Origin of the sequence: Chryseobacterium oryzae, assembly GCF_022811665.1 — a bacterium.
In the GTDB taxonomy this organism is placed as follows: Bacteria; Bacteroidota; Bacteroidia; order Flavobacteriales; family Weeksellaceae; genus Chryseobacterium; species Chryseobacterium oryzae.
Window position 1 is genome coordinate 1,098,280 of sequence record NZ_CP094529.1, and the last position, 17,295, is coordinate 1,115,574.

A 17,295-nucleotide genomic window follows, 5' to 3' on the forward strand; every position below is an offset into this window, starting at 1 on the left:
GCGAAGCAATTGCTTTTTTCGTGAAGCTAACTTACAAAAAAACTGCGGAACGAAAAAGCAATTGCGGCTGAATTTGCAGAATCTTCGATTCAAGAATTCAGCCCCGCATTTTAGCAATACGATGTTATCTGCAGTTACAATTTTCCGTTTATGATTTTTTTATAAAGTTCTTTGTTATGCTTTCTATTGTTAATCTTACTCATTGTAATCCAATAGAAAATTGGACTAAAGATTATTGCAATCAATAAAGGAATCCAATAAGTTTTAAATATGAAAAATGCTGTAGTCAATATTAGAATTAATAAAAATTCAAAATAATATTTGTCTTTTTCAGCAATTCTTTGTTTAATTATGATTAAATTTCCTTTCCTTTTGTTGATTCTCTCTTGAACCTTTTTTGTTAATTGTTCGACACTATAATAGGGATTGTCAAGATCAGAAAGAGTGAAGCAGATCGAAAATTCAATTTCTAAACTATCCATAAATCTATAGTATTTTCTAACTCCTTTAAAAGAGTTTTTAATTTGTCCTTTATTTTTTGGCGGAAATGTCAAATAATCCAAAAAATGAGATTCATCAAATTTAGTATTCGCTTTTTCTCGTTTTTTATTAAAAAGTTCTAGAATCTTATTTCCTATTTCAACTTGGGTCACTTTAGCAGCATTTTTGGAGTAATTGCAGATAACGGAAAAAGTATTGGCGAAGTGCGGGCTTTCGGAGAACTGAAAGTTCAAGAAAGACCAAACGTAGCCGATGCTTTTTCAATGGAACTAAATTACGAAAAAATGTGGAATTGAAAAGCAGCGGCGGCAAAAAAGCTGAGGATTTTCAATTCAGACCTAAACCCCGCATTTTGCCAATACAATGTTGTACGCAGTTTTTATTCTATATCTATAAAATTATTGAACTTTTTGATTTTGTCTAATCTGTCTTTTTCAATGGCTCTAATCATTTCTGGACTTGCGCCGTTCGTCAAATTAATTTTTAAACCACTATCATCAACATATACACCATTTCGTAGTTGTTTTGCAGGATCCAAAGTATAGGCTTTGTACACTTTTTTATATTTATCAGATTTAATCTCGATACTTTTTGAAAGAATACTCGGAAAGTAGTCTTCAACTAAATCACTTTTTTGAAGAGAAATAAGGTTAAAGTCATAATCTCCGGAATCGTCATTTGCTAAAAAAACTAATCCTGGTAAATCCTTGAAAAGATATGGACCATCTGAAACGGGAATTTCATTACTGTACCAAACTGTCCAATTCCGCCCAAGAATTTTAGCCGTTGCTTTTTGTAATTTATAATCTTTCCAATATTTTGTTTCATTACTGATTTTCCAAGAGGGTTTGTTCTCATTAATTTTATAAGAATCACCGTCTAAAGTTTTGACTAAATAAAAACCTGTTTTCGTTTTTACAACACCTAAAGGATAATTTGCTTTTTTGAAACTCTCAGTATTTATATCAAAACCTCCTTGGGGATTCTTATCTTTAATAGAAGTCATTAAAGAATCACTATAATAGTAGTTATAATTGTAAAATTTGCTAGAATTAGTTTTTGGCTTAATCATTAATACAAAATGTTCTGAAACAATAGAATCTTTACCTTTTTTTGGCTTAAATTTCATTTCGTAAACGACTTTATAATCTTGGGCAAAGGATAGATTAATTAATAGAATAGCAAGAAAAGTAAATAGTGATTTCATTGTAAAACTTTGATTTAAGGCAGTTTGTTGTACAAAATTGCGTACAACGGAAAAAGTATTGGCGAAGTGCGGGAATTCGAAGAACTTTAGTTCAAGAATGCCCAAACGTAGCCGATGCTTTTTCAATGGAACTAAATTAATAAAAAAATGTGGAATTGAAAAGCAGCGGCGGCAGAAAAGTGATGGATTTTCAATTCAGACTTAAACCCCGCATTTTGCCAATACCGTGTTATCTGCAGTTTTTATTGTATTTCTTCGCTTGCTTTATTTTTTACGTCTTCAACATTATATTTATTTTTAACGAAATATTCTTTAGGAACATTCAGCGTTTTTAATCCACCAACAGCAAAGCCTAATTTATAACCTTTATTATCTTCAGTTGTTAGAAAAACATTATCATATTTTTTGTCATCGGAAGGGATATAAAGCATTACATATTTGTTTGAATTGTCAGGAGAAATAAATTCATCATTTGATTTTGTTGTTGTCCAACCTTTAATGTTCGCATTGTAGAAAATTTCGTTTGGATAGTAAAGATAATTGATTAAAAAACAAAATGTTGTAAAATTAATTCCATAAGGAAAAGTCAAAACGAATTCATTTTGTGAAATTGCGGTTAATCTAATTATTGCCTGATAATTTTCTTTATTATAAGTATTACAAAATTGATTTAATGCTTTTTTAATATCATTATAATTCGCACCATTTATAATAACAATTCTGTCATTTACAATTTCGTTTTTTTCTGCAGGAAGTTTTGGTCTTGAATTATCGTTAAATTTATTTTCGTTTTTTGGAATACAAGATTTTATCAAAATTAAAATTCCAATTATTCCTAAAATTATTAAAATTACTTTCATAGCAGATGTTTGGAGAAAATTGCAGATAACGAATAAATATTGGCGAAGTGCGGCTTTTGAAAGACTAAAAGTTCAACCAAGACCAAACTGAGCAAATGCTTTTTTCGTGAAGACTAAATTACGAAAAAAGTCGAAACGAAAAAGCATTTTGCGGACAAAAAAAGTGGAGTAGTTCAACTGAGAATTCAAGCCCGCATTTTGCCAATATCCTGTTGTCTGCAGTATTTTTAATTCAAGAGAGTGAATTTCAGTGAAATTCAGTTTCGAAGAATTCAAAATCAAAGACGACAGTTTTACGTTTTTATTCTTAGTTTTTTAATTTTTGAGTTCACTTTTTCGGAATTTGAGATTAAATCCAATATTTGAATATTCAGTTTTTAGATTTACAATTTAATTCCAGAATTTAAGAACATTCATTACCAATTTTCATGATTTGAATTCAGTAATATTTGTTATTTTTTTAAATTTAGTTTGCTTTTTTGAATTTACTTCACTTTAATTCTGCTTTAATTCAAGGAAATTCAGAGCGTTTCGATTCAGTTCAATTTCAGAATTATTTCAAACTAAATTCAATACTTATTTTGAGATTTTTAGAATGATTTTTAAGTAAAATATTTAAGTAGGAAAAACCCTTTTAAATCCTTTCAAAATTTGAAAAAGTCTCTATTTAATGCCGCTTTGGTAATATTGCAGACAACGGAAAAAGTATTGGCGAAGTGCGGGCTTTCGAAGAACTGAAAGTTCAAGAACGCCCAAACGTAGCGAATGCTTTTTCAATACTGCTAACTTACAAAAAATTGCAGAATTGAAAAGCATGAGTGGATTATTTTTTTCTGCTTTTCAATTCATTACTTCTCCACGCATTTTGCCAATACAATGTTGTCTGCAGTTTTTTTTATTCATTTGATTTTAGGACTTGTAACATTATTTCATCATGCCTTTCTTTTGCTTCTTCGATAGATTTATAGTTTTGAAAATTATGATAATATGTTGCATAAAATAACCTATTGTCAACAATGAACATATTTCCAACGGCAATCATATTTCTTTGATTTGTACCACTTTTAATTGATACTAAAGTTACATTTTGTATTGAATTTGGAGTAAGCGAATAATTTTCTACAATTATAGGTTTTTCGAAAACATTATTTTTATTTATGTCTTCAAGTTTACTTTTCAAATACTTCCAATTTGATGAATTTACATATTCTTTAGCTCTTTCGTTAATACTATTTAAATATTCGTTATTAACATCTATATCATCATTACTATTTGTAACATAAATTTGAAAAAAATCATCAAATTGGTCTTCATACAATTTTTCTAAATTTTGAAATATTTTTTCATTAACAAAGTAAGCAACAAATGTGTTTCCAGGATAATTTTTACTTTGAATATAGTCTTTTGATTGTGGATTGAGAATGATATTGTGCATCCCTTTAATTTTTGGAACACATAACGTTGATTTTCCAAATTGAAATGAATTGTCACAATTTTTTTTTGTTGGATTTGTATTTGTATTTGTATTTAAGGAGTTATCAATACTGACATTGTTTTGAGATTTTGAACAACTAACTGCTAAAATTAAAAAAAGTATATTAAATATTTTCATATTGAGTTTTTATGCAGTTTCATTGTAAAATTGCAGACAACGGAAAAAGTATTGGCGAAGTGCGGTCGAAATTGAACGGAAAGTTCAATTTCGACCAAACGTAGCCGATGCTTTTTCAATGGAACTAAATTACAAAAAAATGTGGAATTGAAAAGCAGCGGCGGTAAAAAAGCTGTGGATTTTCAATCTTGACTTAAACCCCGCATTTTGCCAATACCGTGTTATCTGCAGTCTTTTTACATTTCATAGAGTGTTGTATAACAATCAACTCTGTAAGTTTCAATTCTTAAATTATATTCGTCTATATTTTTCGATTCGTTAAATAATTTATAAACTCTTCCATTCTCTTTATCCAAAATGTAAGTAGGTCTTATACCATTTTTTCTATCTTCTAATATTTCTTTAAATAATTTTGATGTTCTTTCCAAGCAATTTTTTGGCTCTTCATCCTTGTATTTTGATTTTCGAGGTGAAAATTCTACAAAATCTTCGAACATTTGAGGTTTTTTTTCAAGCATATCTTCTGTATTTAAAATACTTGTAATAAGTTGAATAAAAACTTGCTGTTTTTCGTCAACACTTAATTTTAAGTTAACTGCACTATTTTGGAGTTCTTTTTCGAACGTTGTATTTGTTTTAGAAAATTTGCTTTTTTCAGTTTCATTTTTAAAATTCCAAAAATCATAATACATATTTGAAAGAAAAGGAATTGCATAAAATTTATTTCCTTTTTGAAAGACTAAAATTTCGTCATAATCTGTTTTATCAATATTACGGTAAAGTGAAATTGCTAAAGAGTTAAATTCAACTTTCTTAATTTTTTCCAGTTTTTTGTCAATAAATGGAAATTGTTTAAGAACGAAATTTATGCTTTCTTGTTCATTTTCAGAAACTCTATTTAATTTTTCATTTTTACAAGAAAAAGCAAAACATAATACAAAAATTATTAAGATTCTGAATTTCATTTTGTTGCGGGGTTTTTGGAAGATTGCAGATAACGGAAAAAGTATTGGCGAAGACGGGCAAAAGGAATTCGAAGAATTCAATTTTGCGGAGTAGAAGCCAATGCTTTTTCGTGAAAACTAAATTACAAAAAAAGTTGTAACTAAAAGCATTGGCGGCTAAGAATATTCAAATTTTCAATTTGGATATTCAAGCCCGTTTTTGCCAATACCGTGTTATATAAATAATTCAATTTATTGTTACCAATTGCACTTAAAATACTGTAAATAAAGCATTTGTATTTTTATAATAATTAAATAAATGCAAAAAAAAGCAATTAAAATAGATAATTGTTGTACCAAATGTTGTATCTTTGAATTACAATGCTTCCGTTTATATCTTGTTGATTTCATGTTGCTTCATTGGATTGCATTGTCTTTCAAAATTAGTTCAATTTTCTAAAATTTCAAAGATTATGGCAACAGTTAAACTTGTTCTTAGAACACAGCAGAAAGATAAAAACGGAGACAGCCCCTTGTATATTCGGGTTATCAAAGACCGCAAGACCAGATTCATAAGCACAGGTTATAAATTCAAAGAAAACCAATGGGACGACGAAAAGCAGAGAGTACGCAAAAACTTCCCTAATTCTGCTAGAGTAAATGCGCTATTGTCCCAAAGGATTGCAGATGCGGAAGGACACGTTGCAGATTTAGAACGTAAAACAAAATCGGTTTCTGGTAGAAGATTAAAAGAAGCCATAAAAGGAAAAGGCTCGGTTAATTATTTTGCTTATGCCACTAATAGATTGGAGCAGATGAAAAATTCTGTTTCCTACAGAACACATAGAGGTTACAAAGATATTCTCGCAAAATTTGAGAAATACAATGGGAGTAAAGATTTGAATTTTGATGATATTACATTTAGCTTTCTTAAGGATTTCCAAAACTACTGCAGCAATACGCTTAGTAATAACAATACCACAATAAAATTGTCAATGACAGTTTTGGGTAAATTCTACAAAGATGCCATAAAAGAAGATTTGGTTGGTGCAAACCTATACCCTTTCGACAAAATCCAGATTAAAAAAGAAGCGGGAAAAAGAACTTTCCTAAATAAAGATCAGATTAAAGCTTTTTCAGAAATTGAAGTTAATCCGGAGACTAAGGCCCAAATTATAAAAGATATGTTTTTGTTTTCGGTTTATGCAGGAGGTCTACGTCTAAGTGATGTTTTGGAATTGAAATGGGAAAACATCAATCTTAACGAAAATAGAATTACCAAAACCATCCGGAAAACTGGAAGACTACACAGTTTTAAAATCGGACAGGTGGCAATCAGTATTCTCAACAAGTACAAAACAAAGGAAAGCGAAGAAACTCATTTTGTATTTCCAATGCTCGTAAATGATACGCCTTATTTTCAAAATAAAGAATACGCCAATGCAGAAATTGAGCGTTGTACTTCTCTCTGTTCTTTGCACCTTAAAAAAATCGGAAAAGCATTAAAGTTGCCTTTCAATTTATCATTTCATTTAAGCCGCCATACTTTTGCTACCAATGCTTTGAATAACGGAATGCGGATTGAGCACGTCTCAAAACTAATGGACCATTCAGACATTGGTATTACTCAAATCTATGCAAAAATCATTTCACAAGAGTTGGATGACGCCGTTGATAAATTCGTATTCTAAGAAAAAGTAAACAATTATTTTTTTTAACATGCTCAAAAGTAAACAAAAAGTAAAATTAAGTTTACATATAATGTAAACTTATTTATGCTTTTGTGATAAAAAGTTCACTATTTTAGACAAAAAGTTATATAACCTTTATATAACTTTTTGTTTTGTTAAAAATAATTTAAAATTTACTTTATTGTTTATTTCTGTTTTATTAATTTAGCTTTCAGATGATTATGATGAAATTTTGCAATTGACTTGAATGATAGACGAACAATTTTTATCAAAAACCTCCACAATGATTTACCAAGTGAAAGGAATACAGTTCAATGATCTAAAACACAAAGAGAGAAATGTCCGACCATTACAATTTATTGGAAACTTCACCGTTTTCTGAGTTTACTGTCGTTTCAAAAGGAAAGAATTTTGATGTTGATTTTGATATAGACAAAGAGTTAGTTACCGACTTGCATTCTTACTGCCAACAACTCATTTACAAAACCTTTGCAATTACGCATTCTCAAATTCCAGATTTTATCAATCATCATTGTAGCCTTGCTAAAAATCCTTTGCATTGGCTAAACAAATTTGAAAAACTTATCCAAGTTAATGTAGAACTATTTCATGGAGCTAGAAACGAGAGTAGAATGATGAAGTTTTATACCAGTATGGAATTGAAACGAAATAAATTGGTTGTAGCACAAAAGAAAATACCAAGTAAAAAACCACCACATCGAGAAATTAATGCTTTTTCAGACGAAAGATACTTCAGCTTCAAAGAAACAAAACTAAAAACGTACAACTACTTAACCATTCAAGAACAGGTATATTTTCTTACTTCCGAGATATTTGAGTACAGAACAGCAGACATAGAATTGGTAAATAATAAACTGCCTAATTTTGAATCGGAATGTGAGAAGCTAATCGGTAAAATTCAAACTCTCGCCAAGATGAAAGCGGATATGGAGCCTATTTCACAGTCCCTCCCTCCTACATTAATGCCATTTTCAAAACTCAAAATCAACTGTAATACCAATCAAATAGTCGATGTGTTTTACCAATTATCTAGAGAAATGTTTGTAGATGGAAAACCATTTATTGATGGCAGTGTCAATGACATTATTGCAATTATTGCCAATTCTTTTATAGACAAAGGGGGACTTCCTATAAGTCCCCTCACAATAAAAACTATTTTGAAACCTTCACGAGACGACAAACGTCCAAATTCTGAGAAAAGAATAGACTTAGACGACATTCTATAAAAAACTTAGTCCCCAGGAGACCATTTGGAGACCTGGGGACTTTTTTATTTCACACAACTTTGCTTCATAATTATAAAACAAGTTTTATTATGGAAGCAATTATTTTATCCAAAGAGCAATTCGACCAACTAATGACGAAAGTAAACGATATTGCCGACAAAGTACAATCCAAAACCACTCAAAAACAAGAAGTTTTTGTGGATAACGAAGAGTTTATCAAGATGATGAAAATCTCTCGCAGAACAGCACAAACCTGGCGAGACGAAGGAAAAATTTCATTCTCCCAAGTCGGCAACAAAATCTACTACAAACTTTCCGACATCGAACGCACAATGCAGGACTACTACAACAAATCATTTCAAAAGAAATAGTTGTAAACCAGGTCGACATAGGAAACGGAGGCGTAAAGAAAAATGAATGCTTTGGCGTAAAAAAATCTCTACTGTTTGAGCAAAGGCATAGCCAAAGCGAGTTTTAGAGATTTTAGTCAAAGCATTTGTTTTTTAGCCGAGTTTCCAAGTCTTGATCTTTTGGTTCTTTTATATCAAGATAAAAGAACATATAAAACTCATCTAAAATCCTCATTGTCACGCCGAGCTTGTCGAAGCATCTCAAAACATCAACTATCAACAATCAACCAACAGCCAAAATTATGAAAACCTCCATATTCCAAAACTTCAACGAAGTTACAGACACGCAACCCATTTCTAAAATTTTAGAAAACATACAAAACGGAACCTATAAAAATCAAGTCATCTACTTAAGAAAATCTTTGGCTGATAACAAAAAAGAAGCGGCAGAAAGAATCAAAAAATCACTACCTGCATTCACGCCTAGTGCAACATTCAAAGGGGGTAGGAAAATGGAATTTCTGCAAGATTACAATAAACTAATATGCTTAGATATCGATAAATTGGAAAAAACAAAACTAGCCGAAGTAAAATCAAAAGCCACACAAAACAAATACATTTATGCAGCCTTTATCAGCCCATCCGGAAACGGTTTAAAACTATTCGTAAAAGTAGACTCAGAACAAGAAAATCACAAAGAAACTTTTCTAAAATTACAACGATATTTTGAAGAATTATTGGCGATAGAAATTGATAGATCTGGCAAGGACATTACAAGACTATGCTTTATATCTTTCGATCCGGAACTTTTCACAAACGAAAATTCTACCATATTTACAACAGGTATACACGCCCAACAACCATCAACTGACAACTGTCAACCAAAATCTAACAGCCATCAACCATCAACCGACAACTACGATGTAATCTACGAGCACACAGTCCGCTTCACAGAGAAAAAAGAACAATTTATAGAGGGCAACCGCAACAATTTTGTCTTTCAATTAGCTAACAATCTCAACCGAAAAGGCGTTCCCGAATCAATGGCATTAGGCTATATTTTAGCCGATTATAATTATGATGACAAAGAGGTAACCATTGCCATAAAAAGTGCCTACAATAACACCGCAGACCATAACACAGACGAATTCAAACCGAAAAATAAAAGTGCAACAAATGAGAATAAGAAACCCACATCGGTGGCTGAGCTTGTCGAAGCCGACGACGAAGAAAAACCCAGCTTCATAGACCGATTAGAAATATTCCTAAACAACCGTTACAACTTCCGATACAACAAGGTATTAGGAAAATTAGAGTTCAAAACAATTAAAGCCACAAAGTTCAAACCAATGACCGACTTCACAGAAAACTCAATCCTACGAGAAATTCTAAAAGCTAAAGTGAAATGCAGCATCAATTCTTTACGGAATTTACTCCATTCCGACTATTGCGAAATGTTCGATCCTTTTGAAGTCTACTTTGAAAATTTGCCTAAAAATGAAAATGATTTAGATTACGTTCAGCAATTAGCAGATACAATTACCACCACAAAACAAGACCTTTGGCGTATCTGTTTTAAAAAATGGTTTGTCGCTATGGTAGCTTGTGTTTTGGATGAAAAGCAAGTCAATCAAACGGTAATAGTATTTTCGGGAAAACAAGGCTTAGGAAAAACAACTTGGATAGAAAAACTAATGCCCCAACCCCTCAAAGAATACATTTTTTCGGGAACCATCAATCCAACTAATAAAGACACTTTAATCCATCTGGCAGAATGTATGTTAATCAATCTCGATGAACTCGAGAATCTCAACCGTTCAGAAATTGGCAGCTTAAAAGAAATCATTACAAAAACCCATATCAGAATGCGAAAAGCTTACGGACACAACAACGAGAATATGCCAAGAAGAGCCAGCTTCGCTGGCTCAGTCAACACCGCTCAATTCTTGAACGACACCACAGGCTCACGCCGTTTTCTTTGCTTTGAAGTAGAGCATATCGAATATTCCCACAACATAGACATCAACAAAGTCTATGCACAGGCTTTTTCTTTATTTTCCAATGGCTTTCGCCATTGGTTCAACCAAGAAGAAATAAAAGAAATAAACCAAAACAACGAGCAATACCAACTCAGAAGTCCAGAAAAAGAATTGCTTTTAACATGGTTTGAACCTGCGGAAAAAGACAAAGCCCAATACTTCTTCAATACCACCCAAATAGCTCAAATTCTTTCCACAAGGGCAAATATCAATATCAATGAAGCAACAGTGCGCAAATTAGGAATGGCGTTGAAAAAGTATAATTTCAAAAAAATCGTTAAAAACAAAGTCTATGTTTACCCAATAATCCTCCACGAATACGAAGAAGTAGACAAAGACAACAAACAATTTGAAACTCCAAATTCTGAAACTTTGGAACAGCAAAAAATACCTTTTAGATTTGATAATTGATAGCGAGTGCAATAAAGCACTCGTTTTCCTTATATTTCCTCAAAGTAACAACGTAAGTAACGTAAGTGATTTTTCACAAAACACTTTTTAATTTTTTTCCTACGAAAAAAAAAATGCTGAACTAGAGTAGAATAGTGCAAACCGCGCACCTCGCTTCTTTTCTTTGCTCTTATCCCCTTCTTTTAAATAGTTTTTTTTAAACTCTAAAATAAAAATAATCTTTTTGCCGATTTTCTCTTACGTTCTTACGCATTTACGGTTTTCCGTAATTTGCGTTTGATTACTTTTTGTATATTTATAAATTGCTTAACACAATAAAATTATTTGCAAGTTTTTAAACTAAAAACCTAATAAACGATTAATTAATGATAGTCTCGGACATGACAATTGACGAAATTTATAGAAATGACGAATTAAGTGTTAGGTCTTATAATGTTTGTAAGTATAATGAATTGAACTCAGTGAATGATTTACATCAATATTTCCTAAAACATAAATCTTTTAATAAGCTAAGGAATTGTGGACGTAGATCTAATGATGAAATTATCGAAATTTATAAAAAATATAAGTATTCTGTTGAAATTGTTGAATCCAATGAAATAAAACCTTTAAAATTAGAAAATGTTATTGGTGAATTATCCAGAGTTCAAAGAGAGGTCGTTAATAGCTTCATCTTAGTTAATGTAGGTGCTTTGTCCGTGAGAAGTAAAAATGGTATAGCTCGCTATCTAGATGATAATTTCAAAATAAACAATTGGTGTTCAAAAATATTTATGAATGATAATTTTATACTTAGAAATATTGAAAATATTGGTGCAAAATCAATTGAAGAGTTAGATTTTTTTATTAATTCTATAAAGGATTTTATATACGAAGTCAGTAGTTTGAAAGATGAAAAACAAATACTAACTCTAAAAAATAAGTATCTAATTCAAAAAACATTTTCAACTTCTGATATACCTTCTGAAATATTGGAAGCCGATTCTATCTTTCAGCTCACCGATTTTTTGTTGATAAATAATTTGTTATTTAATTATAATCAAACTAAAATAGTACAAATGTCTTTCAAGTTTTATCTTGATTCGCAAATGCATAGTATTGAAAATGTTGCGCTTGAGCTTGATTTATCAAGAGAAAGAGTTCGTCAAATTAGAAAAGAAAGTGTAAATGAGTTATTTCAGAAATTAACATTTATAAAAAATTTTAATGATGATCTTCTTAAAAATTATAGTTTGGATGTTTCTGAAAAAATAATCAGAATTAAAGACGATACCGTTGAAAGGGTAAATCTTAGAAGTAATACCAATTTTTCTAAAGAATTTATATCGTGTATTCTATCTGTGTATCTAAATGATGAATTTGATTTAGTTGGAAATATTGAAGATTTATTACAAACAAAACTTTTTACTAGTAGAAATAGACACAATTGGAATAATTTCTATATCATACACAAAGACCTAAAAAATGTTGATTTTGTTTCATTATCAAATGATATTAGCTCAAGATTAAACGATCGGATAGAAGAAACATACTCATTTAGCTTTAAAAGTTATTTATCTAAATTTATTACGGATTCTGAAGAACTAATAGAACATATAGATTCTTTATTACCCATTGCTGAAACTATTATCAATGAGGAATTCAACTTATATCTTGATATAGATGATAATATTGTATTTAAGAAAAATACAAGTAAACAAGCTTACGAATATGCTTTTGAAGCTTTAGAAATTTTAGGAGTAGCTTCAAAAGTTGAGGATATAAAAGCTAAAATATTAGAAATTTATCCGCATTATGAAACTGATGAAGCAAAAGTTAGAGTATCAATGAAAAGAAAGGATGGTTTTGTACCCGTTGGAAGAGCAAGCGTATTTGGATTAAAAAAGTGGGAAAGTGAATTAAATGATTTTAAAGGTGGCACAATTAGAAGTATAACAAATGAATTTTTAGAAAAATTTGATGAACCAAAACATATTTCAGAAATTGCAGAATATGTACTTAAATTCCGCCCAGATACGAACGAAAAAAGTATTTACTACAATCTTAGGATGGAGGAATCTTCTTCCTTTATATTTTTTAAAAAATCATATGTAGGTTTAAATAATAAGGAATATTCAGAAGAATTTGAAGTTTTACAAGAGTCTGATAAAAGAGATAGAAACTCTTGGGAAGATCGTTATCAAGATTTGTTAGAATTCTTAGATTTAGAAAACCGACTCCCATTTTCAGCTAATGTACCAGATGAGGAAATAGGTTTGTATAGATGGCTCAATGTGCAGAAGGGAAAAATTAAATCAAAAAAATTATCCTCTGAAAAAGAGCAATTAGTTAATGGGGTATTTGAGAAGTTTCCTCAAATTAATGGCAGAAGACGTATAAATTCAGAAGAAAAATATAATGAATTATTGAACTTTATTGAACTTCATAAAAGACTTCCATCTGCAAATAGAGAAGACGAATATAAATTGTATCAGTTTTTTTACAACCAACGAAAATTACATAATATGAATGAACTAGATAAAAATGAAAAAAAATATTTTATGAAAGTAGCTAGTTTTTTTTAAAATAATAACTTATGAAAATAAAAGAGAATAAAATCATTCAAAATGAAAGACTTAAAGAAATCTGCATAGCTAAAGATGTTGATTACAAATCATTAGAGCCATTATTGGATTCTGTAAGAGCAAAAAAAATAAAACGTGTTAACTATCATCAACAAAAAATAGTTGATGTAATTGAAAAAGCTACAAAATGAAATTTTCCAATATAAAAATTAACAATTTTAAGCAATATTATCGTACTGTAGATATTGATTTGCAAACTGATAATGATAAAAATATTGTCATAATTGGAGGTAAGAATGGATATGGTAAAACAAACTTTTTACTTGCAATAGTTTGGTGTTTGTATGGAGAAAAGATTTCTCAAATTGATGATAATTTTAAAAAAGAAATTCAAAAAGAGAAAAACTACTCTTCTTTTATGCAACAATCTATCAATTGGTCCGCACAAAAAGAAGGTGTAGATTCTTTTTCTGTGAGTATTTTAATTGATGAAATAGAATTGCCTGAGATTAGTAAGTTATCTTCTAATGCTGAAAAAGTTTTAATCTCAAGGTCTCGAAATATAAACACGACGGAAGAAAAACTATCTATTGTTGACCCAATTTCTAATATTGAAATATTTGATAATGAGGAAGATAAATTTAATTTTATAAATGATTATATTATTCCTATTGATGCAGCAAAATTTGTTTTTTTTGATGCTGAGAAAATATCTGAGATAGCAAATTTATCTATTAAGGAAGAGGGAAGTTTTATAAATGACGCATTAGGCAAAATCTTAGGTTTGGATAGCTATGAGACCCTTATAGAAGATTTTGAGTATTACATCAACACATTGAAGAAGGAAGGTGCTAATAAAAATCTTCAAGAGGAAATTATTGACCGTGAAAAATCCATAGAATTATCAAATTTAGAAATCGAAAAATTAGAAGAGGAAAATGCTGAAAAGCTTAAAGAAATTGATGAATTAAAAAAGAAAATAAGAAAGTTTGATAACTTAATTTCTTCAAATAGCAAACAAGGAAATTCTAGTTTTGATAGAGATTCAATAGTACAAGAAATTGAAAAAATCAAAGCAAAAGAAGCTGAACTGAGCGAAAAATTTAACGAATTGAGTGAAGTTATTCCCTTGGTAATTTTGGCTGGAAAATTAGAGGAGGTTAGAGAACACATTACAATTCAAGGTACAAACGAAATTTCTTCAAGTTCTGAAAAAGAAAACTTAGAAAAAATAGAAAATTTTATCGAACTACTTTTCAATAAGCCACCAGAACCGGATAATTCAACAATGTCTTTTAGGGATAAAAGTTTTTATTATGAAAAAGCAAAAAAGCTGGGGAATGAACTTTACAATTCTGAAACTGATTATATAGAGTTAGAATTCGAGCACGATTTAAACAATGCCGAGAAAAAATTAATTGAAGATGCTATTAACTTAATACATTCTCAATCAAATGATTTGTTTCAAGCTACCATTGAAGAATTTAATATTATTGGAACAAAAAAAACAGATTTAATAAAGACTTTAAGTAAAATTGATGCAGATTTAGAAGATGATATTATATTAGAATATCTGTCAGAGAAGGAAACAGCTGAACATAACAATGCTTTAAACAACAGAAATATTGGAGAAAACACTCAAAAGATTCTTAAATTAAAAAAAGATATTACTCGTATAAATCAAGAACTCGTAAACCTCAGAAATAAAGTTGATATTAATGCTCAAAACAAAGTTAAAATCAAAGAAACAGAAAAGTACATTGAAGTACTTCGCTTATTCTTAGAAGAGCAAAAGAACAATCATAAAGATAGTTTAGAAAAGACTATTTTAAGTGAGCTAAAAATATTGATGCACAAACTTTCGAATGATGAGAATAGAAGCAAATTTATAGAGGATGTGCAAGTAACGATTTTAGCTGCAGGGCAAGGAATGAAAATCACTTTGCTTGACCAAGATGATAATGAAATACGAAAAGAAAGCTTATCCTCAGGCGAAAAGCAAATTTATATTTCTTGCTTAATTAAGGCTATTCTTAATGAATCTATCCAAAGTCTTCCAATATTTATTGATACACCTTTGGGAAGATTAGACGAAGAACACAGAGATAGTATTACAAAGAACTATTATCCAGCATTATCAGAGCAAGTTGTTTTGTTTTCAACTAATAGTGAGATTACACCTAAAAGATATAAAGATATTTCTGAAAATATTTCAAAAGCATATTTACTAAGCAATGATGGGGTGAATACAAACTTAAGACAAGGATATTTTAATACAATACATAATGATTAGATTTAAAATTGATATAGAAAGTACAGAATTGTTGGATAGAATAACAACAATCTATAATTTTAAAAGAGATACAATTACTGCGAGAATTGCATTATCATTAAGTATTGAGAAAGGTAAAGTTTATACAGAAGATATTTCTAGTTTACCGCAAAATGGAAGAGAATATACTCCTACTAGTAATATTTTTGGCAGACTGATTAATGATACAGACAATTTTACTTTGTATAAAACTATTTTTGATCAACATTATGGAAAAGAGCTTAGTGAAAATGATTTCGTAAGATTGTATAAATTACATTTAAAAGATGGACTCGATATTTGGAATACACAATTAGACAATTGCGATATTACAAAAGGTGAACATATTAGCATTTTATTGAAACCAATAAAAAAAGGTTTAACATTAAGATCTAATACACCATATATTTCCACTGACAGGAAGAAAAGTGATATTAGGGAATTTCAAGATCTACTTTCTTTTGAAATTGGAACTTCTGAAAACAATGAGCCAATTGTAATCAATATAAATGATTTAAGAGAGTTTGACAACAGAAATATTGCAATTGCAGGAATGGCTGGTTCTGGAAAAACCCAACTTATTAAAGATATTTTATATCAAATCTCAAAAAAATCAAATTATGAATTAAAATATATTTTCTTTGATTATAAAGGAGAAGGAAATCCCGAACAACTTAAGCCTTTTTTAGAAGCTACCAAAGCAAGTTTCGTCGATATTGTAAATGATGGAGGAATTGATTTTAATCCTTTCCTTTCAATTAATTTAGAAGAAAGGCAGAAACCTTTTAGTATTCGTGCTTTTGTTGATACAATTTCAACATTTGTTCCTCGTATGGGAGTAAGCCAAGAAAATATTCTTATTAGTTTAATCAATGATTTGCTAGATAGAAAAAATGGAACATATCCAACTATTGCTGAGTTGTTTAGCGACTTAGAAAACTATTACGAAGAGAATAGTATTAGACAAGATACACTATATGGTGTAGTACGAGATTTATCTACAAATATTTTTAATTGCGATCCAAATAATCCTGATATTTTAAGCAATAGTCTGTATTTAAATCTTCCTCCGGCATTATCGGATACACTTAGGCAGTTGGTTGTTTTTCTTTTGCTTAGATATTTCAATTCTTATTTTAGTTCTACCAACGATTGTGAGCCAAAGGAACATATCTTTCCTTTACGATACGTTATTGTAATCGATGAAGCGCACATCTATTTAAAAAATAAAAATGCTAGGAAAGCTTTAGAAGATTTGTTAAGACTTTTACGCTCAAAAGGGGTTATTGTCGTTATGCTTTCACAGGGTGTTGAGGATTATAAAACCAAAGACTTTGATTTTGCATCTCAAGTGAAATTACCAATATGTTTGAATATTCAGAATAAAGATTATAAGGCGATAAGCAACTTTGTTGGAACTCCAAATAGTAAGTATAAGTTGGAAACTGAGATTAAAAAATTAGACTCAGGTAAAGGACTAATTAATATTGGAGAACCCAAAATAATTGAATTGAGACAGTGGTGGAGAACGACTAAATTAGTTTGATTTATAGTGGAA

Annotated in this window: 14 protein-coding genes; 9 read left to right on the forward strand and 5 right to left on the reverse strand. The window is 29.9% G+C overall.

The annotated features are described in order from the left end of the window. Window positions 1–134: 134 nt before the first annotated feature. A complete protein-coding gene (locus MTP08_RS05105) occupies window positions 135–653 on the reverse strand; it encodes a hypothetical protein (protein WP_243577317.1) in 519 nt (172 codons plus the stop codon). Between MTP08_RS05105 and MTP08_RS05110 the strand changes: the two genes are divergently transcribed. Further along, entirely contained in the window at window positions 645–797 is a 153-nt protein-coding gene (locus MTP08_RS05110) for a hypothetical protein (RefSeq protein WP_243577318.1), read from the forward strand. The two genes, MTP08_RS05105 and MTP08_RS05110, sit on opposite strands and share 9 nt — an antisense overlap. A gap of 83 nt (window positions 798–880) precedes the next feature. Here the strand turns inward: MTP08_RS05110 and MTP08_RS05115 are convergent, their stop codons facing one another. The 4 genes from MTP08_RS05115 to MTP08_RS05130 all read right to left on the reverse strand — a co-directional run bounded on the left by MTP08_RS05115 (window position 881) and on the right by MTP08_RS05130 (window position 5,145). After that, entirely contained in the window at window positions 881–1,708 is an 828-nt protein-coding gene (locus tag MTP08_RS05115; protein ID WP_243577319.1) for a GLPGLI family protein, read from the reverse strand. A gap of 242 nt (window positions 1,709–1,950) precedes the next feature. Further along, window positions 1,951–2,568: a hypothetical protein gene (locus tag MTP08_RS05120; RefSeq protein WP_243577321.1), complete on the reverse strand. Its 618-nt coding sequence runs from the start codon at window positions 2,566–2,568 to the stop codon at window positions 1,951–1,953. An 895-nt stretch (window positions 2,569–3,463) separates the two neighbouring features. After that, window positions 3,464–4,180, reverse strand: coding sequence for a hypothetical protein (locus MTP08_RS05125; RefSeq protein ID WP_243577322.1), 717 nt, complete (start codon window positions 4,178–4,180; stop codon window positions 3,464–3,466). 236 nt (window positions 4,181–4,416) lie between these two features. Further along, complete coding sequence (locus MTP08_RS05130) at window positions 4,417–5,145, reverse strand: hypothetical protein (protein WP_243577324.1); 729 nt, start codon at window positions 5,143–5,145, stop codon at window positions 4,417–4,419. Between the two features lie 452 nt (window positions 5,146–5,597). On the opposite strand from MTP08_RS05130, the gene MTP08_RS05135 reads away from it, so the two are divergent. From MTP08_RS05135 to MTP08_RS05170, 8 genes are all read left to right on the forward strand, one after another. Next, on the forward strand, window positions 5,598–6,815 hold the full coding sequence (locus MTP08_RS05135) for a site-specific integrase (protein WP_243577326.1): 1,218 nt from the start codon (window positions 5,598–5,600) through the stop codon (window positions 6,813–6,815). A 338-nt stretch (window positions 6,816–7,153) separates the two neighbouring features. After that, window positions 7,154–8,062, forward strand: coding sequence for a hypothetical protein (locus MTP08_RS05140; protein ID WP_243577327.1), 909 nt, complete (start codon window positions 7,154–7,156; stop codon window positions 8,060–8,062). Between the two features lie 89 nt (window positions 8,063–8,151). Next, entirely contained in the window at window positions 8,152–8,433 is a 282-nt protein-coding gene (locus tag MTP08_RS05145) for a helix-turn-helix domain-containing protein (RefSeq protein WP_243577328.1), read from the forward strand. 281 nt (window positions 8,434–8,714) lie between these two features. Then, window positions 8,715–10,862 carry a VapE domain-containing protein gene (locus MTP08_RS05150; RefSeq protein WP_243577329.1) on the forward strand — a complete coding sequence of 716 codons (2,148 nt, stop codon included), beginning with the start codon at window positions 8,715–8,717 and terminating at the stop codon, window positions 10,860–10,862. Window positions 10,863–11,242: 380 nt separating this feature from the next. Then, window positions 11,243–13,426: a helicase associated domain-containing protein gene (locus MTP08_RS05155; RefSeq protein WP_243577330.1), complete on the forward strand. Its 2,184-nt coding sequence runs from the start codon at window positions 11,243–11,245 to the stop codon at window positions 13,424–13,426. An 11-nt stretch (window positions 13,427–13,437) separates the two neighbouring features. Continuing rightward, the gene (locus tag MTP08_RS05160) at window positions 13,438–13,617 is read left to right on the forward strand and encodes a DNA modification system-associated small protein (protein ID WP_243577331.1); all 180 of its coding nucleotides are present in this window, start codon (window positions 13,438–13,440) and stop codon (window positions 13,615–13,617) included. Then, on the forward strand, window positions 13,614–15,719 hold the full coding sequence (gene dndD / locus MTP08_RS05165; protein WP_243577332.1) for a DNA sulfur modification protein DndD: 2,106 nt from the start codon (window positions 13,614–13,616) through the stop codon (window positions 15,717–15,719). The genes MTP08_RS05160 and dndD overlap by 4 nt, the downstream gene beginning before the upstream one ends. Continuing rightward, window positions 15,712–17,283, forward strand: a complete 1,572-nt coding sequence (locus MTP08_RS05170) for a DndE family protein (RefSeq protein ID WP_243577333.1) — start codon at window positions 15,712–15,714, stop codon at window positions 17,281–17,283. Before dndD ends, MTP08_RS05170 begins: the two co-directional genes overlap by 8 nt. Window positions 17,284–17,295 lie beyond the last annotated feature (12 nt).

What these genes read in the sequence shown, in the direction of transcription:
- MTP08_RS05135 (WP_243577326.1), top strand. Translation starts at nt 5,598, where the DNA reads ATGGCAACAGTTAAACTTGTTCTTAGAACACAGCAGAAAGATAAAAAC.
- MTP08_RS05125 (WP_243577322.1), bottom strand. Translation starts at nt 4,180, where the DNA reads ATGAAAATATTTAATATACTTTTTTTAATTTTAGCAGTTAGTTGTTCA.
- MTP08_RS05145 (WP_243577328.1), top strand. Translation starts at nt 8,152, where the DNA reads ATGGAAGCAATTATTTTATCCAAAGAGCAATTCGACCAACTAATGACG.
- MTP08_RS05120 (WP_243577321.1), bottom strand. Translation starts at nt 2,568, where the DNA reads ATGAAAGTAATTTTAATAATTTTAGGAATAATTGGAATTTTAATTTTG.
- MTP08_RS05150 (WP_243577329.1), top strand. Translation starts at nt 8,715, where the DNA reads ATGAAAACCTCCATATTCCAAAACTTCAACGAAGTTACAGACACGCAA.
- MTP08_RS05155 (WP_243577330.1), top strand. Translation starts at nt 11,243, where the DNA reads ATGACAATTGACGAAATTTATAGAAATGACGAATTAAGTGTTAGGTCT.
- MTP08_RS05130 (WP_243577324.1), bottom strand. Translation starts at nt 5,145, where the DNA reads ATGAAATTCAGAATCTTAATAATTTTTGTATTATGTTTTGCTTTTTCT.
- dndD (WP_243577332.1), top strand. Translation starts at nt 13,614, where the DNA reads ATGAAATTTTCCAATATAAAAATTAACAATTTTAAGCAATATTATCGT.
- MTP08_RS05115 (WP_243577319.1), bottom strand. Translation starts at nt 1,708, where the DNA reads ATGAAATCACTATTTACTTTTCTTGCTATTCTATTAATTAATCTATCC.
- MTP08_RS05170 (WP_243577333.1), top strand. Translation starts at nt 15,712, where the DNA reads ATGATTAGATTTAAAATTGATATAGAAAGTACAGAATTGTTGGATAGA.
- MTP08_RS05160 (WP_243577331.1), top strand. Translation starts at nt 13,438, where the DNA reads ATGAAAATAAAAGAGAATAAAATCATTCAAAATGAAAGACTTAAAGAA.
- MTP08_RS05140 (WP_243577327.1), top strand. Translation starts at nt 7,154, where the DNA reads ATGTCCGACCATTACAATTTATTGGAAACTTCACCGTTTTCTGAGTTT.